This is a genomic window from Geobacter hydrogenophilus (genome assembly GCF_018501225.1).
In the GTDB taxonomy this organism is placed as follows: domain Bacteria; phylum Desulfobacterota; class Desulfuromonadia; order Geobacterales; family Geobacteraceae; genus Geobacter; species Geobacter hydrogenophilus.
This window is the reverse complement of sequence record NZ_JAHCZI010000001.1, coordinates 26,377-51,165: the sequence shown is the minus strand read 5'-3', so window position 1 is coordinate 51,165 and position 24,789 is coordinate 26,377. Positions and strand designations below refer to the sequence as shown.

Here is a 24,789-nt window from a genome sequence, read left to right as displayed (position 1 = left end):
CTGAAAATACGGAGTGATTTGATATCATTTCAGTAGAGGAAACAAATCGAACCAGGGAAAGGGGGCTTGTGTATGAACGTTATCGATTGTGCGCTCAAGATGGAGGAGGAGGCTGCTGCACATTACATACAACTGGCAGCGGCTTCTTCTGTTGAGGAGTTGCAGCGCATCTTCAGCATGCTGGCGGCGGCGGAAAAGGAGCACCATGCTACCCTCTTGTCCATGCTGGGTAATATTGATCCGGCAAAGGCGGAATTCAAGGCCCTCGATGAGGCTGCATGCGCCTTCAAGCCGCTCCTCGGCAAGCGTGACCTGGTGTCTGAACTGCTAAAGGACCCTGACGGATACCAGCACGTGGTGAAGGAAGAGGAGGAAAGCATCAAATTCTACGAGGATCTTGCTGCCAAGGCCGACAACGAGGAGGCTCGCGTTCTGCTAAAGAAGCTGGCCGCTGAGGAGCGGCGGCATCTGAGTATCGTGGAAAATATTTACTCGTTCGTGGAAAATCCGAAGACCTATCTTGCGTGGGGAGAGTTCAGCAACCTGAAGGAATACTGAACGAGCAATTTCCCGGCATGCGCGTAAAAGCCCGTCCAGAGACGGGCTTTTTTATTGCGGCCAAGCCGTGAAACGCTTTATAGTTATTGCGTTACTTTAGTTTCAGGAGCCTACCGTGCTGTACCCCGTCAACCTCATTATTTTCGATCTGGACGGAACCCTCATTGATTCCCTTCCCGACCTCGCCGACGCCACAAATCACATGCTGGCCACCCTCGGCAGGCCTTCCATCAGCCAGGATGCCGTGCGCAGGCTCGTGGGGCAGGGTGCGCGCCGTCTTGTCGAGCGGGCCCTTACCGGTGCTTCCGAGGATGAAATCAATCGGGGGCTTGATCTCTTCCTCGACTACAATCTCCGGCATATTGCCAACCGGACCGCCCTCTATCCCGGCGTTCCGGAGACCCTCGATGCCCTGAAGGGGCGGGGGATGCGGATGGCGATCATCTCCAACAAGAACGTGGCCCTCTGTCGCGAGGTCGTTACCGTCCTTGGCATAGACCGCTACTTTGACGAGGTTCTGGGTGCCGATTCCCTGCCGTTCCGTAAGCCGTCGCCCGAGCCAGTCCTGAAGCTTCTGGCCGATTTCGGGGTGCCTCCGGAACGGGCAGCCCTGGTCGGAGACAGCATCAACGACATGGCCGCCGCCAAGGGGGCAAGGGTGTCAACGGTGGGATGCACCTGGGGGTATGGCGAACCGGCGGAGCTTGCCGATGCCGATTATCGTGTGGGTGGCTTCGATGAACTTCTTGAAATACCGCTTTTTTCGTGTGAAAGGGTAAGTATATAATGGGGGCTGTTGCGGTGCATGGATGGACCGGTCGTATACTCTGCGTCGACCTGACGACAAGGGAGAGCCGGCATGAGAAGATTCCGGCGGAATTTCTCCAGGCCTATCTGGGTGGCCGGGGGCTTGGAGTGAGGCTCATGCGGGATTGGTACCGTCTCGACCCCTTTGATCCGGCCATGCCACTCATCTTCGCCGTCGGCCCCCTCTGTGGCACGCCAGCCCCCACGGCGGCCCGCCTTTCGGTCGTGTCCCGCTCTCCTCTTACCGGCACCATCTATGACTGCTCCGCCGGAGGGCGCTTTGCGTGGCGCCTGAAAGCGGCCGGGTTCGATGCTTTAGTGGTTACCGGCAAAAGCGCAACCCCTGTTGCCATTGCAATTACGCCGTCAGGCACCGAGATCGTCGATGCGGGCCAGCTTTGGGGGAAAACGGTCCATGATGCCGTCACAGCCCTTGCTGGCCGCGGAAGCGTGGCAGCCATCGGGCCGGCTGGAGAACGAGGGGTACTCTTTGCCAACATCATGATGGGAGAAGGGAATTCGGTGGGGCGTGGCGGCCTCGGTGCGGTCATGGGGGCGAAGGGGCTCAAGGCGGTTGTGGCGAACGGCGATCAGCCCGTGGTCATCGCCGACCCGGAGCGGTTCGGAAAGGCCCGGCAGGACGTGATGCGGCTCTTCCGCGCTTCACCTGTCATCTTCGGCGAGCTGGGGATTGGCGAATATGGCACGCCGGCCCTGGTGGATCTCATGCGCCAGCGCCGCATGGCCCCTACCGACAACTTCCGCAGAACCGTCTTCGAGGGGTCGGGGAACTACTCCGGTCCCGCCATCCGGCGCGATTTCCACGCCAAAAAGGATGGCTGCTACGGCTGCCCCATCCAGTGCAAGAAGAGTACTCCCGCCGGCGAGCACCTTCCGGAGTACGAGACAGTCTCCCATTTTGGGGGATTGAACGGCATTGCCAGCCTTGCATCAATCGTGAAATCCAACACCCTCTGCAACGAGCTGGGGATGGATACCATCTCCGCCGCTGCCACTCTATCGGCCTGGGGTGAGGCGCGGGGGAGCTTTCCCGATGGCGAGGAGGTGCTGCGACTGCTGGCCGACATCGCCTTCCGCCAGGGTGACGGCGAGTTGCTCTCGCTCGGTTCCCGGCGGGTTGCCGAGGCCCTGGGGCGGCCTGAGCTTTCCATGAGCGTCAAGGGGCTGGAACTTCCCGCCTACGATCCCCGCGGCGCCTACGGCATGGCCCTGGCCTACTGCACCAGCAACCGCGGCGGGTGCCACCTGCGCGCCTATCCCATTTCCCACGAGATTCTGCGTAAGCCCATTGCCACCGACCGTTTTTCGTTTTCGGGCAAGGCGCGGATCATTGCCATCGCCGAGGACACCAACGCCGCCATCGATTCCCTGGTTGCCTGCAAATTCTCGTTCTTCGGCGCCACGCTGGAAGAGTATGCCGAGTTGTTGTCGGCAACCACCGGTATTGGCTACTCACCCCAGGACCTCAAGGAGATCGGCCGGCGGATTTGTCTCGCCGAGCGGTTTTACAACTGCGACAATGGCTTCGGCGTGGCGGACGACACTCTCCCGGAGCGGTTCTTCCTGGAGCCTGGCTCCAGCGGGGAGGGGGTCGAGATTCCTCCCATCGATCGGGCGCGCTTTGACGAGGAGTTGCAGAAGTACTACCGGATTCGCGGCCTCACCCCGGAAGGGATGTTTGCGGATCGGGACTTTCTGGTGAAGCAACCATAAAGACCATGCGGTTTCGGATGAGGTATGCCTGCCTATCCGGCTGTTCTGTCGATATTCTTTTGTTTAAATTGCTACCCTTGGTTTGTGTGAGGGTAATCGGGTAAGTATATGTTTGATCAGATCACCGCCTACACGAACAAGCTTGTCGCCGACCGCTCGGCCCTGCCGGGGGAGATCGCCATTGCCGCTCAGGACGATGTGCTCATTGTTGACGGCAACCCCGCGCTGGCCCAACTGGCCGGCGACGTCCTTGCCCGGCTCAGTTGCCTCGGGCTGGTGGCGGCCCGGTCGTCGCTCCCCTTCGCCGATTTCCTGGTGGCCCGGGCGCCGCGTAAAGAGTCGTTCATCATCCCCCGGGACACAGAGACCCGCACCTTTCTCCACGACATCCCGTTCCTGCGGCGGGAAGAGATGGGAAGCGACCCGGCATCGGTCATTGCCCGTCTTCTCGGGAGCCGCAAGGGGGTAGTCGTGGAGGGGGTGGGGATCGTGGCGAGCGGCGCCCTCACCATCGAGCAGGCCTACATCAACTACTCGTCGGTCTTCCATTCGACGTTCGTGAAGTATCTCCAGGACGTGCTCCATGACGGCTTCGTCCTCCCCGGAGAAGCGGAGTCCTTTGCCGCGTTCCGCCGTGACTGGCTCCGCCCCCTCTCGGCCGACGGCCTTGCCTTTCGCTGCGGCCCATTGGCCGATCCCGCCGTCATCCTCCACGAGATAACGACGGTGGGGCGCTACACGGTGGAGCGGGGGCTTGTGGACTCCTTCTTCGGCAACATCTCCTGCCGCGCCGGCGATGTCATCTACATTTCCCAGACCGCCGCGAGCCTCGACGCTCTGGCCGGCTGCATTGACCCGGTCCCCATGGACAATTCCTCCACCTTCGGCATCACCGCGTCCAGCGAGCTGCTGGCCCACCGCCGCATCTACGAAGTCTCGGGCGCCGCCACTATTCTCCATGGTCATCCAAAGTTCGCGGTGGTCATGAGCATGGAGTGCGAAGAAGTCGGCTGCACCGTGACTGACTGCTGGAAAGAGTGTGACCGGGTCCGGATGCTGGGTGACGCGCCGGTTGTGGCAGGGGAGATCGGGGCAGGGGGGCTGGCGAAGAGGGTTCCGCCGGTCATTGCCGGCCCTCGCCGGGCCGTGGTCTACGGACACGGGGTCTTTACGGTGGGAGAGAAGGATTTCGCCGAGGCATTCAGGGCCATGGTCGAGGTGGAAAACTGGTGCCGGGAAGAATACTTCCGGAGGGTGGCGGAGAGGCTGAAGATAGGTCCTTAGTTGAAATGCCTGGGGACCGACAGGGTGAAGGAGGTCCCTTCCGGCTCCCGACTGGTGAATGCAACCTTACCCTTCAGGTACCGCTCGCCGAAGAGCTTCACGCTGTAAGTGCCTATCCCCCTGCCGCTGCCTGCCTTGGTGCTGAAAGAACGCTGAAATATCTGGAGCTGGACCTCCGCCGGCATGACCCCCGGGTTGGTAACGGCAAAGGTGACCCGGTCGGCGTCTTCGGAGCAGGAAAGGGTAACGGTTCCCTCCTGTGGTGTAGCCTCCAGGGCATTTTTGACAAGGTTTCCGAGGATGCGGTGAAGGATCTGCCCATCGCTTTCTATGGAGCAGTCAGCGATCTCCCCCATGACCAGGTGGCGCCCCGCTGCGATATCGTGGGTCACATAGAGGGCATGGACCTCCCGCACCAGGTTCGGCACGCTCACCATCCCAAGGTCTGGTCTGAATTCCCCCTTTTCGGCTGCAAGGAGTTTGCGCTGATGGTTGATCTCGTCGATAAGCCGGTTCGACAGGAGGACCATCCACTCCTTATATTCGAGTTCCTTTTCAGGGGGGAGATCCGGGTGTTCCATGAGCATTGCGGCAATGCCGTGAATGCCGCCGACGGTGTTGATCACATCATGGAAAAAGACCCGCTCGAGGACGCTTCGACGCTTCTGGTCGCTGATGTCGCGCATGACGCAAACGGTGACCGGGATGCCATTGACCGTGGCGGGGGTTGAGCACACCTCAAGGTCCAGGGATGTTACGCCGTTCCGGTTGAGGGTAATGTGGCATTCGTGGCAGTTCTGGATGAGGGTTTCCTGGCTTTCGAGGATCGACATGACCGCGCCGCAGACGGAGCAGTGATTGCCGGTGCCGCAACCCGCCGGCCCCTCCGAGGAGAAGATGCATCCGAAAGTTTCGCCGGGACGCTTGCCGATGATGGAGGCGATGCCCAACCCGAAGGCGTCCAGCAGATGACGGTTGGCCGCAACAACCTGTCGCTCCTGGTTGAGGACGAGGGCATAGTCGGGTATGGCGTCGATCAGCGACGTGAGGGTGGTGTCGAGGAGAACCTGATTGCGTACTTCCTCAACTTCCGTGCGGGATGCCCGTTCGGCAGGGGCGAAGAAAGTCGCGGCAATGTCTTTCGGTGCTGCCTTGGTCATCGGCCCGATCTCCGGTTCTGTTAGGTAGCCCACAATTTAGCGATATTCATTGCTGCAGTCAATGCAGTTACCTTCAGACCGAGCGGATATTGATCTTTATGCCTGTGGGCCGGTGGGCATCCCGGAGGAGTTTTTCCGGAGCCTCACTGGACGGGTCGCCGCGAAGGGGCTGTTACGGTGAAAAGTCGCGTCCCTGGCGGGCTGGGCAGTTATGATTGTATAGAGACGGCCGGCTTCGACGGGAAGTTGGTGTCGGCTAATTGACGTTTTTCCTCGTTTTTGCCAAAATTTTTTTGACGCCGTGTCATTTTTTTCTAAAGATTTTTCCACCCCCTGACGATATAGTAATCAACAAGAGAAAAAACGGAGGGGACGGAGGCTGTGAGCGCCATGAAAATCGACGATAAGCCCATACTCCCGGCAACGGTAGCAACGAGAAACGAAGTCGCCACGGCTCTTGCCGACGGCGATATCCATATGAGCGCCGCCCAGGGGCAGGGAGAGGATACGGTGCAACTTTCCGGCAATGCCGAACGGGTGGCCCGTATGAGCGAGGCGCTTCAGAAGATTCCCGACATCCGGGTGGAGCGGGTCCAGGATCTCAAAAAACAGGTGGCTGCCGGTGAATACGCCGTGAGCGCCCGCGACGTGGCCGAAAAGATGCTTATGACCATGAAGAAAGGGGTCGCGGTTTAACCGCCTCTTGGAGATATGTCTTGAAAAGCCCGCCCTGTGCGGGCTTTTTTCTTGCCCCGTCTCCACGGGGTGGTAAGCTCATGCCATGAAAACATCCATCGCATCATTCCTGGAAACTCCGTTTCTGAGAACGCTACGGCAGGCATCAGCCAGCCTCGATCTGCAATGCTATGTTGTCGGAGGATGCCTGCGCGACCTGCTGATGGGGCGCGAGGTGAATGACGTGGATATTGCCGTCGCCGGCGGGGCCGAGGCTCTCTCCCGCCGTTTTGCCAGTGAGGGGGGCGGCACCTTCTTCTGGCTCGACCAGGAGCGGGGGCAATCCCGCGTCGCCATCAAGGGGGGGGGCGGGATCGTCACCTTCGACTTTGCTCCCCTGAGAGGTGAGGATATTTGCGCTGATCTCGCCCTTCGCGACTTCACCATCAACGCTCTTGCCGTGCAGCTACAGGGTGTGGTGGAGCTTATCGATCCCTTAAAAGGCGAAACCGATATCCGCGCTAGACTGGTAAGGCGTTGTGCCGAATCGGTCTTTCGTGATGACCCCCTACGCCTTGTACGCGCATTCCGTTTTGTCGCCACCCTTGGCTTTCGCATCGAGACTGAAACACTCGCGGCAATTGCGGTCCATGCACCTCTTGTTGCAAACAGCGCTGGGGAGCGGATTCGAGACGAGCTTTTCCGGGTTCTGCGCGTGCCCGGAACCGGGTCTGTTTTTCGAGCCATGGGTGATACGGGACTTCTCCGTGAGATCTTTGGCCTCTCTCCCTCGCAGGTTTCTCCGGCAGCGGAGGCCATGGACAGGGTCGAAGCTGTTGTGCAATCCATTTCACAACTGGGCGACGAAGCTGCGGAAAAGGGATGCTTACGGCTTCAGGAGCAAATCCAGGGAGATATGACTGTTCTGTCCCTCATGAAGCTGGCTGCTTTTCTCGCGGTAACAGAAGCGGATATCCTTGGGGCGGCAGATCGGCTTAGGCTTGGAAAGGCGGCAGGGCAACTCATGGAGAAGTTGTGCCGTGCCGATACTCTTGCCCTTGCAGAGCGGTTGGATACCGTCTCCGCTTTCACGCTTTTCAACGCATGTGAGCCCGCAGGACTCGAACTGCCGTTGCTGCTTCTTGCTCGAGGGCACATCACCGAATCGCGCTGTCGCGAACTTGCCCATTACTACCTGCACTGCCATATCCCCCGGGGAGAGAACCTTCTCCTCTCCGGAACTGAAATCATGGAGTTGCTTTCCGTTCCTCCCTGCAAGATAGTTGGGGAAGCCCATGAGCTTCTCCGGGAGGCCCAGAGCACCGGCCAAGTGAGGACTGGCGCCGAAGCATGCGCCTTCCTCAGGAAAAAACTGTTGACAACCAACGAGCCCATGGGCTAAAAAGTCAATCTCAATCAAGCGGGAATAACTCAGTGGTAGAGTGTCAGCTTCCCAAGCTGAAGGTCGCGGGTTCGAATCCCGTTTCCCGCTCCAATAAAAACAAGGGGTTAGACAGTGTGTCTAGCCCCTTCTTTTTTGTCAATGACCGCTTTGCATCCGTTTTTGCATCCGTTTGTAAATGAATAATTGTGAGGCACCATACAACCGGGTGAAACAATAGGCAACAAATTAAAAGAAATCAGCTTATGGCTGGATGGTAGATTTTACTCTTGCTGGGTCAAACACTCAATTACGAACAATTGACATTCAGTGAATCCGTTTTTGCATCCGTTTCTCGTCTAATGTATTAATATCTCATATTAAGTTTACCGAGAAAAGGTGCTCCGCTTCAGAAATTTCGTGAGCTGACAATCCAAGCCTCCTAGCACGTGCTTTCCACCCCCCGACAACCTTACCTACCCGGCTGACAATATTCTTTGCCTGATCCATTCCGAGACGATAGTACTCAACCGTTTCCAGCACGACAGCCATATCCGGTTGCCGGTTATAGACATCCAGAGCCAGGGCGTGTTCATCCTTTTTGAATGACGGGTTCATATCAAAGGCAGGGGCAAGGCGCCAACCAGCGGGAGTCCTCATGAAGCCATGATTGCGGAGATGGTCGTCACGGTTGGCGGTCGCAACATTGAAGACAACTCTGGTGAAAAGCTCCGTGAGGTCATGGGTGATATAATCCGGCTCGCCCCAGGTAGCAATAAACTCGGCCAGCTCCAGATAACTGGCATCTTCGGTGTCCTGATGCCCGGTCATGGTCATGGCTGACGCAAAGAAACGTCTTGCAGCACCATCTCGGTCGAATCGTTTCACCATGAAGGTGTGATAGCCGCCACCGATCTGCATGAGACGGGAAGCGGGTACAGTGATCCCGCAATCCCGTGCAAGTTCCTGCAGCAGCATTTCCCAGAGTGCGACATCGTAATCATCGTCAGCTGACGGAAACTTGGCGATCCAGAGACTACCGTCCTCATCCACCAAATTTGCTTTCGGGCGGGCACCACCAAGCGATGAACCGGGTGCAACCAGAACCCTCAGCCATTCCTTTATCTTGTCCAGATCATCCGGCTTCTTCCTGGTCAACTCAAAGGCTACAGCCTGCAGTTCGGCAATTCGGGTAACCGGTGGTGCCGAGCGTGCTTCGTCGGCCAGAAAGACATCAGAGTCCGGGCGGCTGAACCGGAGGGCCCCCATACGGGTGCAATCTTGGACTCCATGCAGAAACTCCCACGCTCCGAGTGTTCTTGGGGTGCGTCCTTGTTCCCGGGCTTCGACTGCCTCCCTGCGTTTCATCAGAACCTGGCCCCACCGGTCGGGGCAGGAGTCCATGAAAACTCCGAAGTTGGCATTGCCCGGGTAGAATTCGCCAGCAGTCAAGTCCAGTTCAGGGTCAAGGGGGAAGGCATGGGCCTTCTTCAGCCAGGTTGTGTCATAGGCAAAACGTACGCTGCCCCGGTCGCCACGGGACAGTGTGCCGATCCGCTGTAAGGGGCCGAAGGACGGATCGTCAAGCCAGACCCAGATATTCTCGCCTTGTACCTTAGCCATTTGATCCGCCAGTTTGTTGAGTCTTTTTTGGAGCCCGTTTTCTGTGGGGCAATGCTTCATCCTGAAGACGCCGGCCCAAAACATCTTCCTTGGCGATCAAACCGAGATCTTCCACCAGTCCCAGGACACGCAGCACCTGTACGTAAATCCCCATAGCAACAGACGGGTCGCCATTCTCCACCTTATAGAGCGTTGGCCGGGAAATATCCGCCCGGGCACAGACCGTCTCCATGGAAAAGCGACGGCGTAGCCGGGCATCCTTGAGACGTTGCCCCAAGGCTTCAAGTTCTTTTGCCGAAGACGGATATATGGTAACGGTTCTCTTGTTCATAGCGAGAACTATTATTTACATTATAAGTACAAAATGTCAAATATAATTATCGTTACATATATGCAATCGCGCTACTCCAAGATGCTGTTCAAAACATCGGTGCAATCGACGTCCCGAACAAATCCGGATTCACTTTTCCCAGGCATCGTCTCATTCGGCGGCTTATCGGCAGGCTTTATTACTGCCATGGAAGTATGAACTGGCAATTGCTGATCTGACGTGCCCCCATCCATGTTGGCCAGCACCTGCTTTCCACGTTCCGTCGCAAGGAATTGTTTGATCGCTTCGTGGGTGAACGTCGCCTGCTTTCTGCTTTTGCGCAAACGCTCAAAGGCATCGATGATTTCTGGGTCATAGGTGGAAATCTTGAGCGAGTACAAGGGCACATCACACCCCCTTGGCAAAGGCGAGCGTTTGGAATCCCCTGGCATTGGCATATTCCGGTTCAGGCAGGACGATAACCTCGATGTTTCTGGCAGGCAGGCCGTTCTTCAGGAAGGCGGCACCACCGCCGAACAGCAGGACACGATCAAAATCGGCATGCATGCCGACATGGGCCTGCAACTCACCCTGAATGTCACGGATGATGTGCTCGATATACGCAACGCCGGCTTCCTGGATTTCACGGGTGACATCGTGCCGCTCAAAGCCGTACTGCAAATAGCCCTTCTCGATCAGGAAGGCAATCTCCACTGGAGTGAAGGTGCCTGATGGGGCGAGGTTCTTGATTCGTGGCAGCAGAAAGCTGGTTGCCATCTGGTGAACGCCCCGTTTGTTGAGGGTCTTGCCATGGATGATCTGCTTTTTCTGTGGTGAGAACAGGGTGAAGATGATGGTGTTGAAGCCGATATCAATGCCGAGAACATTACCGGTCGGTCGCTCCGGAAGTCCATCGAGATAATCCCTCAAACCTCCCAATCCTTGCGGGAATACGGCCACTTCCTTGATTGCTCCGTCAGTCAGAGATTTGGCCAAGGCAGGCACGGCGCCGCCCGGCTTATGCTGCTCCTGCCAATAGGAGTACGGCAGTCCAACTGCAAGAAGAATGTCCCCCTCACAGCCAGCCTGTTTCAGGCACTGTTCCACAAATACCGGATAGTAGCGCACAAGCTCTTCCATCGTTTTCAGATAGGAAGAGCCCGACGCCATCAGGGAATCTTCTCCGATAAGTAAGTTATCGCCGTTGTAGCTGAACGCAGAAATTATCCTTCCCTTGCGCTCCCCGTAAATCCACTTGGCCGAAGAAAACCCGAGATCACACACCAGCACATTCATATCAACCCCCAGAATTTTTGTAAGGCGGGTACGCCTCCATACAAAATATCTATAGGGGGGGCAGGTAGCGGTGGCAAATATGGGGATATATTTGGTGACAAATTTGCCACCTCCGGAATTTGGCGCAAATTTGGTAACAAACTTGGTACCAAATTTGACGCAAATACGGAGAAGTGACTATTCGACTTTACTGGCCGGACAAACCTCGTTGCCAGATCTGCTGAGAAGCCAGTCAATCCGTTTCACATATTCGTGCATCAGATGCACCGACTTTATGGCGTAGAAAACATCATCCCAGTTTTTACCACTGGCTTCGATGCCTGGACATTGCGGGACAGTCGCTAAAAACGCTTTCCGCTCCGAACTCCATTCGATCATCAGAGAAGCAGGCTTGGACCGGTATTTCCCCTTTTTCTCCGGCTTGATCTTTGCTCCATTGTACAGCCTGAGATAGATATCCGGGAAATCTCTCTTCAGCGCCACATGCGCAGCACTCTCTTCCTCACTGTCAGGGGCAGATTTCAGTTCAGCTACGGCCATATGCGGATCAAGACGCCAACTGAGACACCATCGTCCAAAGGAGAGACCCTTTTGCCGGCATGCGGTCGTCAACTTTGGGTCGATATCGTATTGGCGGCGGTACTCGCTTCTACGCATAACTTTGATACGGCCAGTATCGCGCAGCAGATTATAGACCGAAGTCACGGTAGTTTTCCTCAGCGCCCTGGTGATCTCAACGACACTGAATCCTCTCGAAAACGCTTCCATGATCCGGCTGTTGAGCAGTTCTTCGATATCTTCAACTTTCATTGTTGACTCCTTGTCGTAATACAAACTTTTCTATTAAGACTTTTCCTTAGAAAAGTTTGTTAGTTGGATTATTTGACAGATTTCCCGCGCTGTTTTTCCATCGACTGACGTTCCAAAGCAGTCAAGGAAAGGTACAGTCTCCGACTCTCTCCCCTGCAGCTGCGCAACATGTTGTAGGCTATCTGACGGATACGTTTGATCTTGACCTCCGGGTACTCGATGTGGAAAAAGGCGCGGAGGTTATTGGCAACATCACGTACCGAGACCCTGTACCTGGGCCCGTGCTCTTTCGGGAGATAGGAACACAGAATATAACGCTCAATCTTGCCGAAGTCCGGGAATGCGAGCATCAGCGCTCTCTTGTCCGATTTGAATGACATGTTCATCCGGGCGACATACCATTCATCCGCCCAAATACTTGAAAGCAGTTGCAATGCGTGTTGATCTTTCTCGTCCAGCGGCTCAGTCAACAGCCCATCCACAGCCATTCTTTTCAGAGCTTTCAGTGGTACCGGTTTATACTGCTGTGCTGCCTGTTCAAGGTTCATGGTGAATCTCCTTTCGTGATGGCGTATCTGCTGCAACATCAGATCAAATTCTTGGGATCGATGCTCCCTTTCTCGACAAGGGATTTTATCCGGTCGAGTGCTCTGTTGAGGATGTCCCTGACATTCGAAACAACGCATCCCAACCGATCAGCTATCTCGTAATTCGACATCTGTCCTTCCATACCGATTCCGAGAGCCCAATAAAGGACCTGTTGCTCCTTTTCCGTGAGATGATGGCGCACCGACTGGAATATCGCCTCGATGTCGGGATCTTTCTGCCTCCCTTTGGAGCTTTTCTCAGCAACAGCCGAAAGGTCGTCAGAGCAGAAATGTGAGGGAATTGAATTCGATCCATGGGTCAGAATATCCGGCGCTGGTGTTATTACACTGATCTGATTCCGAAAGACCTTCCAGAAGGCAGCCTCGAATTTGATTTTTTTCTCACCGCAGCGACATGCAGCTACGAAAGCAGATTCGTAGGCTTCCTGCATGTAATCACGTTCTTCATACGGTGAAAAATTCCGGTACTTTGCGATATACCCCTTGATCACCGCCTCATTTTCTTTGACCCACGCAACTGCCTTGTCAAAATCCATGGTCTCGCTCCGAATAAAAAAAAGCCGGCCTCGAAGTCGTGCTCCGATGACCGGCTTTGCCTGTACTCATTTGTGTGAGCCAGGCCGTGCCAGAATGAATATTCGATTCAGCGGCTGAAACGGCTTCAGGCCGAAAACAGACGCGATACTGCCCTAAGGGAAAACTTATTCAGGGGAAACGGGATCAGCAGTTACTTCAATCTGATCCCCAAACATGCTGCAATGCGGATGATGTCCTGCTTGGTAGCCGATTTTCGTAAATGGTCTTCAACTCTTCTGCGCAGTTTCACTGTGTCCAACTCGGCCATTATCCTTGTCCCGCACACCTGAATCGCCCCGTCCTCGGCAAGGGATATCGCACCATCAGCGCATGCCTGCTCAATGACGATGAGATTCGGAATCCCCTCCGCAAGGACAAATGAACCTTCCGAAAAGACAACTGTCTGGCCTGAACGGCGCAAATACGAAACCACTGTTCTCTTTGCTTCATCCGGAAATGGGCAGTTCATCGTATTCCTTCCTGTCAATCCGACGCCTCTTATGGTTAAAAATGGTTAGAAGAAGGTTAGTGGGGTGTTGATAACCTTCTAACCAATCAATTGTTCATTGAAATCAGGACAGTGGCGGTCGGCCAAAAGTCATGGGTTCGGTCGGTCAATAGTCAATAGTTTGGTCGGCCAAAAGTCAGTACCGGTCGGCCATAGGTCAATAGTCAGTCGGTCAAAAGTCAATGTCCGGTCGGGCATAGGTCAATGCCTCCTGGTAACCACAACAAGTTCATCCTTCAGGTCCCAAGCTTCCAAAAAACCGGTTTCCCTAAGGAGTTCGAGGGCCTTTTTCAATTCAGCCTTGAAATGCTTTGCTTGCATGCCGGAACCGCACAGCTTCAGCAGAGTCTCGACTTTCACCGGGTACGGTTTCCGGTGGCTGGCCCAGTAGCCGAACAGTTTTGAAGCAATGCCGTCGGGTAATGACCGCCTGGTCTCCCACATCACCTTGGTCAGAAACTCCTCGTCGAACAGCAACTGCATCTCTTTCCCGACCCAGACCTGCCATCGGGTCAGGCTCTCGTTCCGCTCGTTTCTGGAAAGGAACTTCTGAATCAATGAAATGCTGACAAAGCTGTGCAAGCGCTTGGACTGTATGCGCAGCGCCGTGGCCTGCATGCGACTCAGACAATTCCGGAGCCGATCATAGTTTTGGCCCTTGATGGGCCACCCGAGTGCCTTGATGAACGAATAAGGGGTAAACTCAACGCACTCTCCCAGCGGACTCTTCTTGATCAAATGCATCAGGTGCATCCAGACCAGCTCGTCATCCTGCCGAAGTTCTTCCCCTCGATAAATTACCTGGCCATCGCCAATCACTGCGATCTCAACCTCCTTCAGGAACATGCGCGGAAGGTTCCGGTTGCGGCAGTTGAACAGCGCTGACCGTAGAATCTCGTTGGGCAAAGCCCGGTGACTCTCCGGCCAATCGGGCAGGTACTTGGGCCTGGCAGCAATACTTGCCAGCAGTTCTTGAAACGTGTCGGACGCTTGTGTTTTCCCAGCGTCCGGGAACAGCGTCGGTTGAAGGTGGTCAGGCAACCGGAACCTCCCGATTCATCCTCATTGATAGTATGGTGTTGCCCTCATACACTTTTCCTTGCCTCGATCCACAAAGCGACATCCTCAGATCTCCAACGTTTGCATCCCATCAAGATGACCGGCTTGGGAAAATCCTGGTACCTCAGCATCCTCCAGAGCGTTGCACGCGATACGTTCATGATTTCCATCAGGTCACGCTGCCTCAAAAGTGCTTCCATTGCTTTTCCTCCGTTCTTGGTGTTTCTCCCTGTCTCTAATATCTATAAGGGGGGCAGGTGCAATTCGTGATCTGACCTGAAAAAGTCGTGTAACTGGCTAATAGTTCGCAGAAAAATTTTTTGTGTGCTGGAAATGTGAATGAGCATGAAGTATGTCAATGCCGGTAGAGACCAGCAGCCCGGTGCTCGTCATTTCCGCCAGGTCGGCCCCCTTGCCGCCCAGCAGGTTATCCATCTCAGCCCTTCCTTCAGCCTAACCATCGCCGAAGAAATAGACGTTCTTACCGTATCCCTATGCCCCCTCGCATGCCCTCACCACGTCCCATCGAATCAGTCCTGAACAGAGTCGTATCAGAGCAGATAACTCAGAGTTGGCGCGTTGGTCAGATCATTGGCGGCAACTGCACCTGCCCCCCCTATAGATTATGTGAATGAAGCACACTCCTTCAGGAGGCCTGTACCCCTTGATGAAATCGCTCAGCATCACCGCAATGGCGTTGATTCTTCCTCTGGCATCCCATGCCGCAGAGATACGTCAGCGGCCATTCAATTATTCGCTCGATGCAGTTACGGCTAAACAGGATGACCAGTTCGTCGTCTGTTCCGACTGCCCAGATCACAGGCTTTCCCTCCTGCCGGTGAAACCCATGCTTGCCATGCGACTCTCCGACCCGGTCAAGCTGGAGCCGCAACTTGCCCATGAGACAAAGCCTGTCCAGTCATCTATCCACGACGCCATTGAGTCAGAAATACAGCTCACAAACGTGCAGTTCGATTTCGACAGCGAACGGCTGTCACGTCATGAGCGATTGAGATTCGATGGTCTGTTGGCGGGATTGTCGAAGCAGAGCACGTTCGGACTGAAGGGCTACACCTGCACGATTGGAAGGGATGACTACAACGAGAGGTTGTCGATCAGGAGAGCGAATCACCTAGCAGGGATAATGAAATCTAATGGTTTTAATGTGGTGACTGTAGAGGGAAAAGGCAAGTGCTGCCCTGTTTCGACCGACAAACGCCTGAACCGGCGTGTGGAAATAGTGGAACATCGAAAGGAGGAGAAGTGAAGATCATTAACGGCAGGACCATGATGGTTGGCGGATTGATGCTGCTTCTTGTCGCGGTCGCGGGGTTCTCCATGGCGAATGATGACGTGAAGACGGAGAAAGAGAATTTGATGAAGAGTTTCCCGAACCTGAAAATCGACAGTTTCAGAGAATCACCGCTCAAAGGACTCTACGAGATCACCGCAGGCGAGCAGGTATTCTACTTCAGCCCTGAAGGATATCTCTTTTTCGGGGAGATCTGGTCCAAGGACGGCAAGAACCTGACCGCCGAAATACGGGAAAAGGTTGTCGCAGACCGAATCAATGGTCTCCCCCTCGATAAAGCCCTGAAAATCGGCAACGGCCCGAAAAAGGTCATCGAGTTTACCGACCCCGACTGTCCTTATTGTCGAAAGGTCGACGATTTCCTCGCGAAACGCACGGATGTAACGCGCTACGTCTATTTCGTCCCACTCCGCAGAATCCATCCCGACGCTGAAAAGAAGGCCCGTTACATCCTGTCACAGCCCGACAGGGGCAAGGCTTTTCACGAGGTTTTTACCGGTCAACTGGACGGCAAACCGATTGCCATCGCCGACGGCGTGCAGCAACAGCAACTGGAGGAGATGGAGAAGATCGCGGCCGGGATTGGGGTACGGGGAACACCGGCACTCTGGATCGAAGGTGCTCACGTGAATGGTGCGGACATCCAACGGATATCCGGGCTGCTGGACAAGGGAAAGGAGGTGAGCAAGCCGCAATTGCACTGATTCTGTACCACTGTCACCGCAGCACCATCACGTAACCAGCACAAAGGAGAAATGAATGCACAAACGGAAATTACTTCTGATGACCGCCGTCGCCATGATCGTGACCCTGGTGGCATCGCAGGCCATGGCTCTCGTTGCCCCGGTAGCCGGTTCATTCGGTTTCGAGGCCTACGACTTCTTCATCAACAACATCCTCAAAGGACCCTTCGGCGCCATTGCCGGTGTCCTGTCGATCATTGCCGGCGTCGTCGTCATGATCCAGCAAAAGATGGTCCCGGCAGTTCTCTGCATTCTGGGAGGGGTGCTTGTCATCAACTCTGACAAGATCGTCACCTCGCTCGGAATGATCATCTGAACAGAACGGGGGGCGAAAGCCCCCCCTCACCACCTTTGTGAACGGAGCCGGATGTGACCCGCAAGTTTCCCCAATACCTGACCCAGCCGTTCCAGGTTCTCTGGTTTGAGCCTGATGACCTGGCGATTATGACGGCCAGCTTCATCCTGGCTCAGCAGTTCGGCGGGTGGCTCTGGCTGACAATGATCATCGTTCCGTGGGCATACAGCCGCTTCAAGCGACAGTACCCGCGAGGCTTCCTGCGGCATGCGCTCTATTTTCTCGGTCTGGCGCCGATGAAGGGGTACCCGCAGTTTTTCGACAAGGATTTTCTGGAATGACCACCACAGAGGGAGCAAAGAAGTGAACCTCGATATTTTCCTGCAGAAGAGTTCAAACATCTTCGCCGAGAACCGGTTGCTCAAGTTCGTTGTTGTGGCGCTGGGCATCGCCGTCGTCATCAACACCGCCGGACTGTTCATGGCGTTGAACAGCCAGCGGGTCATCCTCGTGCCTCCGGTCGTCAACTCAAAAATCTCGGTTTCCGGAGACAAGGCCTCTGACGAGTACCTCAAGGAATTTGCCCGTTACATTCTGAATCTGGCCCTGACCTACAACCCGGTCAATGCCCGGTCGCAGTTCAGCGAACTGCTGGCCGTCTATGATCCCGCCCAGTTCCAGGCATCGCGGAAAGAGCTGTACGAGCTGGCCGACAAAATTGAAAACACCAAGGCCTCCAGCGCCTTTTACATCCAGTCGATCATCAACGACACCGAAAAGCGCCGGCTCGAAGTCACCGGCACCAAGAAGACTTACATGGTGGACCAGAAGGCGGAGGACACCCTGAAGGTCTATCTCATCGACTACCGCATAGAAAACGGAAAATTCATCCTGGTCCGCCTCTACGAGAAGCCGGCCCAAGGCGAAAGCAAGGGGGCATGATGCGCAGCACGGTTGTGTTACTGGCCGCATTGCTGGTTCCGGCAATACTCCACGCGGCTGATCAATCCGCAATCCAGAAAAAGAGAACTACCGATGACCAGGTTATGGAGAAACCGGTCGAAAGTGAATTTCCTACAGTGGTGCTGCCGGAGGCGACGACTACCATTCGCCTGTCCAGTTCGGATATGAACCGTATTTCCTGCCCGGCCGAGATCCGCGAGGCGCTCACCTCCACGGAAAAAGGGGTCACCATCAAGATCACCGGCAAGGATGCCTTCGTGAAGTTCAAGGTCACGAAGAAAGGTGACAAGCTTTCCTATTCGACCACACCAACCGAGTTGTATGTCGTCTGCGGCGAAGAAACCTTCAGCATGATTGTGTTTCCCCAGAGGGTTCCTTCCCAGACCATCCGACTGTCGTCAGGCAGGGAGCGAAAGATCAAGGATAACCTCTCGCTCTATGCCGGGCTCCCCTTTGAGAAAAAGCTGCTTCGCGCCATTCGGGAGGTCTACACCGAGAACATCCCCGATTCCTACTCCGTGGTGCGCAAGGACAAGCGGTTCTTCATGTTCAGGGAAATTACCCTGACACTGAAGCGCACCGTGGATATCGAGGGTGAAGGGCTCCGGATCAAGGAGTACGAGGCGAACCTTCGCGGGGAGCCGGCTGAATTCAGGATGAACGAGAAGATGTTCCTGAGAACGGAACTGGCGGAAAACCCGGTGGCTGTTGCACTCGAACGGCACATCCTGCGCAGTGGTGATACCTCACGGGTGTTCGTGGTGGAGCAGCGGGCGGAAAAGCAGGAAGCCAGGAAACTGGCCGGCGAACTGCCGGTAATGGATCGTTCCGGCTCCAGCCTGAAGGCCAAGCAGGAGTCGGCCCAGAAACCGCAACCGGCACCGGCTGACCAGGAGGCGGATGATGAAAAATAAGCTGCTTTCCTACTGGAACGGCCTGACCGGCAACCAGAGGCGACTGCTGGTCTGGGGGGGCGGTGTAGCCATTTTCGGTCTGACTTTCGTGCTCGGGAGCATGGCCATGAACCGCGGCAGAGCGTCGCAACCGGTGAGAAGCGCAAAACAGGCTCCCTTGAGCATCGAACCGAAGCTGCTGGAGAAGTCGCAGTACCTTGAAAGCCAGAAGGAAATAGCCAAGCGGGATGACAAGGTTGCCGAACTCCAGCAAAAGCTCGATGAAATAACCCGGGAGAAAAAGGGAGATGCACCGGCAGCTCCAGTGCTGCAGCCGGGAACGTCACTTCCCATATCAGGTGATGCCCGCAATGCTGCATCTGCCCAGGGGCAGGTTCAAAAAGCCGGTGCGGGACGATCTGTCCTGGCAAAGCAGCTTTTGCCGCCACCGCCGATCCCGCAAACCAGCTCCATTCCGCTGCCGCCACCTCCCATGTCATCGCAGGCGATTGCAGCCGGGCAACCAGTATCACCCCCCGAGACCGAAATCGGCGACATTGCCGTTGTGTCATCACCCGGGGCGGGAAAACAGGCCAAAGCCGAACCGGAGGATAAAAAAAAAGACGCCACATCAGGTTCAGTCTATCTGCCGCCTTCCTTTATGGAGGCGACCCTGTTGAGTGGTCTCGACGCCCCGACCACTTCGGAAGCCAAAGGTAACCCAGTGCCGGTGTTGCTCAGAGTCAAGACTCCGGCGGTTCTCCCCAATAGCGTCAAGGCCAACCTCAAGGGGTGCTTTGTCATCGCGGACGGCAAGGGGAACCTGGCCACCGAGCGGGCTGAACTGCTGCTGGTCTCCCTGTCATGCCTCGACCGCAAGGGACAAGCTGTGGTGGACCAGAAGGTCAAGGGATTCGTCGTCGATGAGGACGGCAAGATCGGTCTGCGGGGCCGGGTCGTAGCCAAGATGGGTTCCATGATCGCCAGGAGCATGCTGGCCGGTTTCTTCGGCGGTGCCGGTGATGCCATCAAGGCATCAGCGACAACTCTCGCCGTCAGTCCTCTCGGCACCACCCAGACCGTAGATCCCAAGGATATCGCCATGTCAGGCGCCGGCTCGGGCCTGTCGAGCGGCTTCAAGGAGATCCAGAAGTTCTACATGGAACTGGCCAAGCAGACCATGCCGGTCATTGAGGTTGGCGCCACCAAGCCGGTGACGCTGGTCATCAGCGAAGGGATCAACCTGGAAATCAAAAAGATCGCCAAGGGAGGCGGAAAGTGAAGAAAGTACTGACTTTGGCGGGAATGCTGCTCATGAGCGGCTGTGCCTTGCTCAACCCCTACGAAAGCAATTTCAGTTGCCCCGAGAGTTACAACGGCAAATGCGTCTCCGTCCAGAATGCCTATAGTGAGTCATCAGGCGGCGTTGCCAAAACTAAGGATATGGCTGCCGATCAATCCCGTGAGAACTGCGGACCAGAGTCCGATAATTCCGGCGCCTGCACCGAAAGCAACAAAGAGTCGGCAGGAACCGATCTCCAGTCGAAAGAGAACGGAGCCCTTACGAAGTACCGAACCGCTCTCTTCGACAAATTCACCGGTCTCCTCAAGGAGCCGGTCACCCCGGTCGTTGCTCCTCCAAAAACCATGCGGGTACTGCTGCTCCCCTATACCGGACAAGACAATGAGTTCTACATGCTGCGCTATGTCTACTTCTTCGTAGACGAGCCGCGCTGGCTCCTGGGCGACACAGTGTCGTCCGGTGAGGAGGAGTAGCGCAATGGGGATCATGTCCTCTCTATTCGGCAAGGACGGCGGCATTACCAAGGGCGAGCTGGAACAGATATCCCGCCGGGAGAAGTTCTCCGATTACCTCCCCTGGATCGCCTACGACGACAGGAAAAATATCTACCTCAACACCGATAACACCTTCGGGATGATGTGGGAGTGCGCTCCGCTGGCATTCGCTTCCGAAACAAGCATCAAGACCCTGGAGGGAATCTTTCGCGTCAACCTGCCGGAAGGTTCGGTCATGCAGTTCATCCTGTTTGCCGACCCGTTTGTCGAGCCGATTGTCAATGCTTATGGGGCTCAGAAGACGCGCAGCAGCAAGTTGGTCCACGATGTCTCCGACAATGTCATGCGGTTCTTCCAGGAGGGGGTGGAGGGGCTCGGCTGTCTGAGCGGCATTCCGGTGCGAACCTTCCGGATGTTCTTTACCGTGAAGTTCCCGGTCAGGGAGATAGATCATGTGAACCTAGATGAAGTGTTCGGCACCATTCAGGAAGTTCTGCGCGGTGCCGGACTCGCCCCGGTCGTGGTGGAACCGGGACGTCTGCTGGACTGGCTGCGGCGAATGCTGAACGAAGATCCGTCCAGCAATTCGACTCACTATGATGACAGGAACATCATCCGCAAACAGGTACTGCTTGGAACTAAGATCGAGAAACGCTTTACGTCACTCAAATTCGATAAAAGGCATTTCCGCTGCGTCACCCCCAAATCTTTCCCTCTGAATGGCGATCCGATTCAAACCAACCAACTCTTCGGCGGGATCATGGGGATGGCGACTGACTCCGACCAGATCCGCACGCCGTTCTTCTTCACCCTCAACATCGTCATACGCAACCAGAAGAACAAGCTCCACACCAAGTGCAACATGGTCCTGCAGCAGCAGGGGGTAGGCAGCTTTGCCCCGTCATTGGCCCGGAAGAAAGACGAATATCTTTGGGCAGTGGATGAACTGGAACGAGGCACCAAGTTCTACCGGATCATCCCGATCATGTGGGTCTACGGCAGCGATGAATGGCTGGTGAACGAGTCCGTCACCCGGGCCAAACGGGTCTGGGAGGGGCAAGGGTATGTGATGCAGGAGGATAAGGGGATTCTGCCCATCCTGTTCATCTCGTCACTGCCTTTCGGCCTCTATGACACCGGCAGCAACATCGACACACTCGACCGTGACCACATCATGCCGGTGGACAGCATCGCCGTGACCCTGCCGATCCAGGGGGATTTCTCCGGACTCGGCAAGCCGGTCATGCTTTTTGCCGGACGGAAAGGGAATCTGTTCGGCCTCGACATTTTCAATAAGGGGGTCAACAACCACAACGCCATGGTCTGCGCCTCCAGTGGCGCTGGCAAGAGTTTCTTCATCAACTACCTGGTTTACAACTACTTCGCCATGAACTCCAAGATCAGGATCATCGACATCGGCGGCTCCTACAAGAAGATGACCAAGCTGTTCGGCGCCCGCTACCTGGACTTCAGCGAGGATTCCCAGGTCTGTCTGAACCCATTCACCAACATCATCGATCCCGAGTACGACATCCCGGTCATCGCTCCCATCGTCGCCCAGATGGTGTTCTCAACCGGCAAGACCATCCCCAGCGAGACCGAGATGACCCTCATCAAAGGGGCCGTGCGCTGGGCCTGGCAGCAGGAGGGGAATGACGCCGGCATCGACACGGTCTACGAGTACCTGGCTAACTTCGACCGCTATTCCTCCGAAGGGGGCGAGATCAAAGAGGCCGCTTCCCGACTGGCCTTCAACCTAGCCGATTTCCGCAGCGACGGGGCCTTTGGCCGCTTCTTCAACGGCAAGAGCAGCCTCGATATCTCCAACGACGAGTTCGTGGTGCTGGAACTGGAGCATCTCAAGTCCCGCAAGGAGCTGTTCCGGGTCGTCACCCTCCAAGTAATCAATGCCGTCACCCAGGACCTCTACCTTTCCGACAAGTCGGATCAGCGGCTAATTGTCTTTGATGAGGCCTGGCAATTTCTCGGCGAGAGTTCGACCCTGAAGGAGGTCATCGAGGAGGGGTACCGCCGGGCCCGAAAATACGGCGGGAGCTTCACCATAATCACTCAGTCGGTGCTCGACATGAAGCTGTTCGGCGGGGTCGGCGACGTTATCAGGAACAACTCCGCCTTCAAGTTCTTCCTGGAGTCATCTGACTTCGAGAAGGCCCTGGATGAGAAGCTCCTAGATTACGACGACTTCACCATGCGGATTCTGAAGTCAACCAAGAGCAACAAGCCCAAGTATTCGGAGATCTTCATGGACACACCATTCGGCACCGGCGTCGGCAGGCTGGCAGTCGATCCGTTCTCCTATTACGTGTTCACGTCCGATGCGAGCGAGATCGCGGAAATAGAGGCAATGGTGGATGGCGGAGTTAGTTATGAGGATGCGATCCGTGAGATGGTCAAGAAATACCGCAGCTAGCCTGACCATGGCTATGGCGCTCGTGAGTTCGAATGCCCTGGCCGTTGACGGGAAGACCGCCGGCCAAAGTGCCGGTCAGACGGCTCTCTCCCGGTTCGGCACCAAAAGCGGCGTCAACAGCAACATCTCGATGCCGATGACCAACTCCTCGAATCTCATGCAGACGGTGAACGGCGCCACCAGCTTCCCGGCGACCCTGAACGCCCCCTCATCGGCAAAGTTCCTGGAGGTAATGATCCAACCGTCAGGCACCGGCGACCTGCAGCAGGTGATCGTCAGCCAGGATCTCAACACAGACGGCGCTATCGACAACGTCCACACCGTGCCGGCGCTCGTTTCCGGAGTCTGCGCCAACGGCTTCATCTCCTGCACTGCCGGCAGCTGGTCGAACTGCAAGTACTACACCTGGGCCGCCGATGCCGACGGGCGGGTCACCGAAGCGCCAGCCTCCATCACCGACCTGGGTGGCTGCTACTGCATCAACAGTAGTTGCGGCAGCAACCTCGTCTGGGTGAACAGCGCCATCGTACTAAAGGACATTGGCGGCGGGATCGTCAATGCCGTCCATACCAGCAACACTCAGTTCACCATCACCAATGTCGCCACCGACATCACCACCATCACCTACTACGGGCAGGTGACAACCCAGACGAACAACGCCGCAGCAAGTGTCTCGGCTTTCGCGTCCTCGCCGACCGTCTCCACCCTGTCGGGGTACTACAACAACTGGCCGCAACTGACTGCTGCCAGGGATTCCACCGCCATCTCCCAGTCCTCCGATCCCAGCAGCCTTTACTACCTGATCTCCAATTCAGGCGCGGCCCGCAACGCCCAGGGGAAGGCAAGCAGCTGCACCATCGACCGGGTCGGTCGGATCGACACTACCGTCAAATCCTTCAATGATTCCGGAAACAGCTCACTCTGTACCGATCACCTGGTCTACATGCGGGTTCACAAGGTCGATGACCTGACCTACAAGCTGGAATATCTGGACACCGGCCCGGGCGGGCCGGGGGCGGCCCACAACAACTGCGGCGGCAGTCCCGGAGGGGATGGCTGGCATGTGGTCAAGACCGTGACCGTTTCGACCCCGGACCCCGCCAAGCTCGGTCAGCTTATGTCCGCCACATTTAACATGAACAACATGAGCGGTGGCGGCTGTAACTCCGCTTCGGCCTCGGTGGACGGGATCATCAACGGCTTCGATACCTCTGTTCAGACCGGCATCGTCTGCCCGGCCAAGGGCGCCCAGGGGGTGTCGTTCGACTGGAGCTATTTCTTCGACTTCAAGGAAGATACCTACACGGAAGGGGTTGAAGACAAATGTGCAGCCCTGGCCAACGACCCGGACTGCCGACTCAAGGAAGAGGATATTGACGGTGTCGTGACTTACCAGAACTTCAATCCGACCGGTTTTAATCCGCTCCCGTCCTGCAAGAACTTCACTGGTCAGGTGGGTACTAATAAGATCTGCCGGGACTGGTGGCACAAGAAGCGTACCTATGTCTGCGGCAGCACGCAATACGACTTCTCCGACGTGGCGACCCGCTTCGGGCAGGTGGTTTCCTCCGCCAGCGACAATACCTCGAACCTGACGTTCCAGGACCCGCGTCTTGGTCCGACCGGGTGGACCATAGCCAATGGCAGCATCAATCTGCCGCAACGTGACCCGGCTTCTGAATGCGAAGTGGCCTGCAAGACCCGCATCGCCAAGACCGATACCCAGGTGACCACGACCGGCACGGTCAACGATATGCGGGTTCCCGCCCAGTCCTACGACATCTTCTACAAAACCTGCATCAACAACAGCTGTCCTGCCGACCCGGGCGAAGAAATCGTCATTGATTGCCAGTGCATCAACGAGTTTGCCGAGGCTGCCACGGTGATCCAGACGCTCAGGCTGGCCGGTAAGGACAACATCTGTTCCAGCGGCCAGAAACAGCCGATGCAGTCGAGGTAAGACCAG

General features: G+C 56.1%; 28 protein-coding genes and 1 tRNA gene. 17 read left to right on the top strand and 12 right to left on the bottom strand.

What is annotated here, in order from left to right:
• The first annotated feature begins 72 nt into the window (after positions 1-72).
• From KI811_RS00245 to KI811_RS00230, 4 genes are all read left to right on the top strand, one after another.
• A complete protein-coding gene (locus KI811_RS00245; protein WP_214184482.1) occupies positions 73-558 on the top strand; it encodes a ferritin-like domain-containing protein in 486 nt (161 codons plus the stop codon).
• A gap of 115 nt (positions 559-673) precedes the next feature.
• On the top strand, positions 674-1,345 hold the full coding sequence (locus tag KI811_RS00240; protein WP_214184481.1) for an HAD family hydrolase: 672 nt from the start codon (positions 674-676) through the stop codon (positions 1,343-1,345).
• Positions 1,345-3,099 (top strand): aldehyde ferredoxin oxidoreductase family protein, encoded by a 1,755-nt coding sequence (locus tag KI811_RS00235; protein ID WP_246551206.1) that lies wholly within the window; start codon positions 1,345-1,347, stop codon positions 3,097-3,099. The genes KI811_RS00240 and KI811_RS00235 overlap by 1 nt, the downstream gene beginning before the upstream one ends.
• Before the next feature lie 108 nt (positions 3,100-3,207).
• A complete protein-coding gene (locus KI811_RS00230; RefSeq protein WP_214184480.1) occupies positions 3,208-4,383 on the top strand; it encodes a class II aldolase/adducin family protein in 1,176 nt (391 codons plus the stop codon).
• On the opposite strand, the gene KI811_RS00225 is transcribed toward KI811_RS00230, so the two are convergent.
• Positions 4,380-5,543, bottom strand: a complete 1,164-nt coding sequence (locus KI811_RS00225; protein WP_214184479.1) for a sensor histidine kinase — start codon at positions 5,541-5,543, stop codon at positions 4,380-4,382. The two genes, KI811_RS00230 and KI811_RS00225, sit on opposite strands and share 4 nt — an antisense overlap.
• A 390-nt stretch (positions 5,544-5,933) precedes the next feature.
• Between KI811_RS00225 and flgM the strand changes: the two genes are divergently transcribed.
• From flgM to KI811_RS00210, 3 genes are all read left to right on the top strand, one after another.
• The gene (gene flgM, locus KI811_RS00220; protein WP_214184478.1) at positions 5,934-6,239 is read left to right on the top strand and encodes a flagellar biosynthesis anti-sigma factor FlgM; all 306 of its coding nucleotides are present in this window, start codon (positions 5,934-5,936) and stop codon (positions 6,237-6,239) included.
• 85 nt (positions 6,240-6,324) lie between these two features.
• Positions 6,325-7,620, top strand: coding sequence for a tRNA nucleotidyltransferase/poly(A) polymerase-related protein (locus tag KI811_RS00215; RefSeq protein WP_214184477.1), 1,296 nt, complete (start codon positions 6,325-6,327; stop codon positions 7,618-7,620).
• 18 nt (positions 7,621-7,638) lie between these two features.
• A tRNA-Gly gene (locus KI811_RS00210) sits at positions 7,639-7,713 on the top strand.
• Between the two features lie 261 nt (positions 7,714-7,974).
• Here the strand turns inward: KI811_RS00210 and KI811_RS00205 are convergent.
• The 11 genes from KI811_RS00205 to KI811_RS00155 all read right to left on the bottom strand — a co-directional run bounded on the left by KI811_RS00205 (position 7,975) and on the right by KI811_RS00155 (position 14,824).
• The gene (locus KI811_RS00205) at positions 7,975-9,222 is read right to left on the bottom strand and encodes a type II toxin-antitoxin system HipA family toxin (RefSeq protein ID WP_214184476.1); all 1,248 of its coding nucleotides are present in this window, start codon (positions 9,220-9,222) and stop codon (positions 7,975-7,977) included.
• On the bottom strand, positions 9,215-9,553 hold the full coding sequence (locus tag KI811_RS00200; RefSeq protein WP_214184475.1) for a helix-turn-helix domain-containing protein: 339 nt from the start codon (positions 9,551-9,553) through the stop codon (positions 9,215-9,217). Before KI811_RS00200 ends, KI811_RS00205 begins: the two co-directional genes overlap by 8 nt.
• Before the next feature lie 71 nt (positions 9,554-9,624).
• Positions 9,625-9,933, bottom strand: coding sequence for a hypothetical protein (locus KI811_RS00195; protein WP_246551205.1), 309 nt, complete (start codon positions 9,931-9,933; stop codon positions 9,625-9,627).
• A 7-nt stretch (positions 9,934-9,940) separates the two neighbouring features.
• Complete coding sequence (locus KI811_RS00190) at positions 9,941-10,828, bottom strand: ParM/StbA family protein (RefSeq protein ID WP_214184473.1); 888 nt, start codon at positions 10,826-10,828, stop codon at positions 9,941-9,943.
• Between the two features lie 177 nt (positions 10,829-11,005).
• Positions 11,006-11,638, bottom strand: a complete 633-nt coding sequence (locus KI811_RS00185; RefSeq protein WP_214184472.1) for a hypothetical protein — start codon at positions 11,636-11,638, stop codon at positions 11,006-11,008.
• A 68-nt stretch (positions 11,639-11,706) separates the two neighbouring features.
• Positions 11,707-12,186, bottom strand: a complete 480-nt coding sequence (locus tag KI811_RS00180; protein WP_214184471.1) for a hypothetical protein — start codon at positions 12,184-12,186, stop codon at positions 11,707-11,709.
• A gap of 38 nt (positions 12,187-12,224) precedes the next feature.
• Positions 12,225-12,782, bottom strand: a complete 558-nt coding sequence (locus KI811_RS00175; protein ID WP_214184470.1) for a sigma-70 family RNA polymerase sigma factor — start codon at positions 12,780-12,782, stop codon at positions 12,225-12,227.
• Positions 12,783-12,973: 191 nt separating this feature from the next.
• Positions 12,974-13,291, bottom strand: a complete 318-nt coding sequence (locus tag KI811_RS00170; RefSeq protein WP_246551204.1) for a hypothetical protein — start codon at positions 13,289-13,291, stop codon at positions 12,974-12,976.
• A 240-nt stretch (positions 13,292-13,531) separates the two neighbouring features.
• Positions 13,532-14,371 carry a plasmid replication initiator TrfA gene (gene trfA, locus KI811_RS00165; protein WP_214184468.1) on the bottom strand — a complete coding sequence of 280 codons (840 nt, stop codon included), beginning with the start codon at positions 14,369-14,371 and terminating at the stop codon, positions 13,532-13,534.
• A gap of 44 nt (positions 14,372-14,415) precedes the next feature.
• Positions 14,416-14,589, bottom strand: coding sequence for a helix-turn-helix transcriptional regulator (locus KI811_RS00160; protein ID WP_214184467.1), 174 nt, complete (start codon positions 14,587-14,589; stop codon positions 14,416-14,418).
• Positions 14,590-14,686: 97 nt separating this feature from the next.
• Positions 14,687-14,824, bottom strand: a complete 138-nt coding sequence (locus tag KI811_RS00155) for a hypothetical protein (RefSeq protein WP_214184466.1) — start codon at positions 14,822-14,824, stop codon at positions 14,687-14,689.
• A gap of 232 nt (positions 14,825-15,056) precedes the next feature.
• Here KI811_RS00155 and KI811_RS00150 point away from each other — a divergent pair, with 232 nt between their 5' ends.
• Genes KI811_RS00150 through KI811_RS00105 form a run of 10 tightly spaced genes read left to right on the top strand, consistent with a single transcriptional unit; the run spans position 15,057 to position 24,783 of the window.
• The gene (locus tag KI811_RS00150) at positions 15,057-15,656 is read left to right on the top strand and encodes an OmpA family protein (RefSeq protein ID WP_214184465.1); all 600 of its coding nucleotides are present in this window, start codon (positions 15,057-15,059) and stop codon (positions 15,654-15,656) included.
• The gene (locus KI811_RS00145; protein WP_214184464.1) at positions 15,653-16,405 is read left to right on the top strand and encodes a DsbC family protein; all 753 of its coding nucleotides are present in this window, start codon (positions 15,653-15,655) and stop codon (positions 16,403-16,405) included. Before KI811_RS00150 ends, KI811_RS00145 begins: the two co-directional genes overlap by 4 nt.
• Before the next feature lie 55 nt (positions 16,406-16,460).
• Positions 16,461-16,760, top strand: a complete 300-nt coding sequence (locus tag KI811_RS00140) for a hypothetical protein (protein ID WP_214184463.1) — start codon at positions 16,461-16,463, stop codon at positions 16,758-16,760.
• 53 nt (positions 16,761-16,813) lie between these two features.
• Positions 16,814-17,080, top strand: a complete 267-nt coding sequence (locus KI811_RS00135) for a type IV conjugative transfer system protein TraL (protein WP_108103972.1) — start codon at positions 16,814-16,816, stop codon at positions 17,078-17,080.
• 22 nt (positions 17,081-17,102) lie between these two features.
• Complete coding sequence (locus KI811_RS00130; protein ID WP_192905693.1) at positions 17,103-17,681, top strand: type IV conjugative transfer system protein TraE; 579 nt, start codon at positions 17,103-17,105, stop codon at positions 17,679-17,681.
• Entirely contained in the window at positions 17,681-18,616 is a 936-nt protein-coding gene (locus KI811_RS00125; protein WP_214184462.1) for a type-F conjugative transfer system secretin TraK, read from the top strand. Before KI811_RS00130 ends, KI811_RS00125 begins: the two co-directional genes overlap by 1 nt.
• The gene (locus KI811_RS00120) at positions 18,606-19,877 is read left to right on the top strand and encodes a TraB/VirB10 family protein (RefSeq protein ID WP_214184461.1); all 1,272 of its coding nucleotides are present in this window, start codon (positions 18,606-18,608) and stop codon (positions 19,875-19,877) included. The genes KI811_RS00125 and KI811_RS00120 overlap by 11 nt, the downstream gene beginning before the upstream one ends.
• Complete coding sequence (gene traV, locus KI811_RS00115) at positions 19,874-20,371, top strand: type IV conjugative transfer system lipoprotein TraV (RefSeq protein ID WP_214184460.1); 498 nt, start codon at positions 19,874-19,876, stop codon at positions 20,369-20,371. Before KI811_RS00120 ends, traV begins: the two co-directional genes overlap by 4 nt.
• A 4-nt stretch (positions 20,372-20,375) precedes the next feature.
• On the top strand, positions 20,376-22,823 hold the full coding sequence (locus KI811_RS00110) for a TraC family protein (protein ID WP_214184459.1): 2,448 nt from the start codon (positions 20,376-20,378) through the stop codon (positions 22,821-22,823).
• A complete protein-coding gene (locus tag KI811_RS00105; protein WP_246551247.1) occupies positions 22,786-24,783 on the top strand; it encodes a hypothetical protein in 1,998 nt (665 codons plus the stop codon). Before KI811_RS00110 ends, KI811_RS00105 begins: the two co-directional genes overlap by 38 nt.
• Positions 24,784-24,789: the final 6 nt, after the last annotated feature.

Excerpts from the sequence above, each read along its gene's own strand:
- KI811_RS00245 (WP_214184482.1), top strand. The coding sequence starts at position 73 with ATGAACGTTATCGATTGTGCGCTCAAGATGGAGGAGGAGGCTGCTGCA.
- KI811_RS00235 (WP_246551206.1), top strand. The coding sequence starts at position 1,345 with ATGGGGGCTGTTGCGGTGCATGGATGGACCGGTCGTATACTCTGCGTC.
- KI811_RS00230 (WP_214184480.1), top strand. The coding sequence starts at position 3,208 with ATGTTTGATCAGATCACCGCCTACACGAACAAGCTTGTCGCCGACCGC.
- KI811_RS00225 (WP_214184479.1), bottom strand. The coding sequence starts at position 5,543 with ATGACCAAGGCAGCACCGAAAGACATTGCCGCGACTTTCTTCGCCCCT.
- flgM (WP_214184478.1), top strand. The coding sequence starts at position 5,934 with ATGAAAATCGACGATAAGCCCATACTCCCGGCAACGGTAGCAACGAGA.
- KI811_RS00215 (WP_214184477.1), top strand. The coding sequence starts at position 6,325 with ATGAAAACATCCATCGCATCATTCCTGGAAACTCCGTTTCTGAGAACG.
- KI811_RS00205 (WP_214184476.1), bottom strand. The coding sequence starts at position 9,222 with ATGGCTAAGGTACAAGGCGAGAATATCTGGGTCTGGCTTGACGATCCG.
- KI811_RS00200 (WP_214184475.1), bottom strand. The coding sequence starts at position 9,553 with ATGAACAAGAGAACCGTTACCATATATCCGTCTTCGGCAAAAGAACTT.
- KI811_RS00190 (WP_214184473.1), bottom strand. The coding sequence starts at position 10,828 with ATGAATGTGCTGGTGTGTGATCTCGGGTTTTCTTCGGCCAAGTGGATT.
- KI811_RS00185 (WP_214184472.1), bottom strand. The coding sequence starts at position 11,638 with ATGAAAGTTGAAGATATCGAAGAACTGCTCAACAGCCGGATCATGGAA.
- KI811_RS00180 (WP_214184471.1), bottom strand. The coding sequence starts at position 12,186 with ATGAACCTTGAACAGGCAGCACAGCAGTATAAACCGGTACCACTGAAA.
- KI811_RS00175 (WP_214184470.1), bottom strand. The coding sequence starts at position 12,782 with ATGGATTTTGACAAGGCAGTTGCGTGGGTCAAAGAAAATGAGGCGGTG.
- KI811_RS00170 (WP_246551204.1), bottom strand. The coding sequence starts at position 13,291 with ATGAACTGCCCATTTCCGGATGAAGCAAAGAGAACAGTGGTTTCGTAT.
- KI811_RS00160 (WP_214184467.1), bottom strand. The coding sequence starts at position 14,589 with ATGGAAGCACTTTTGAGGCAGCGTGACCTGATGGAAATCATGAACGTA.
- KI811_RS00155 (WP_214184466.1), bottom strand. The coding sequence starts at position 14,824 with ATGGATAACCTGCTGGGCGGCAAGGGGGCCGACCTGGCGGAAATGACG.
- KI811_RS00150 (WP_214184465.1), top strand. The coding sequence starts at position 15,057 with ATGAAATCGCTCAGCATCACCGCAATGGCGTTGATTCTTCCTCTGGCA.
- KI811_RS00140 (WP_214184463.1), top strand. The coding sequence starts at position 16,461 with ATGCACAAACGGAAATTACTTCTGATGACCGCCGTCGCCATGATCGTG.
- KI811_RS00125 (WP_214184462.1), top strand. The coding sequence starts at position 17,681 with ATGCGCAGCACGGTTGTGTTACTGGCCGCATTGCTGGTTCCGGCAATA.
- KI811_RS00120 (WP_214184461.1), top strand. The coding sequence starts at position 18,606 with ATGAAAAATAAGCTGCTTTCCTACTGGAACGGCCTGACCGGCAACCAG.
- KI811_RS00110 (WP_214184459.1), top strand. The coding sequence starts at position 20,376 with ATGGGGATCATGTCCTCTCTATTCGGCAAGGACGGCGGCATTACCAAG.
- KI811_RS00105 (WP_246551247.1), top strand. The coding sequence starts at position 22,786 with ATGCGATCCGTGAGATGGTCAAGAAATACCGCAGCTAGCCTGACCATG.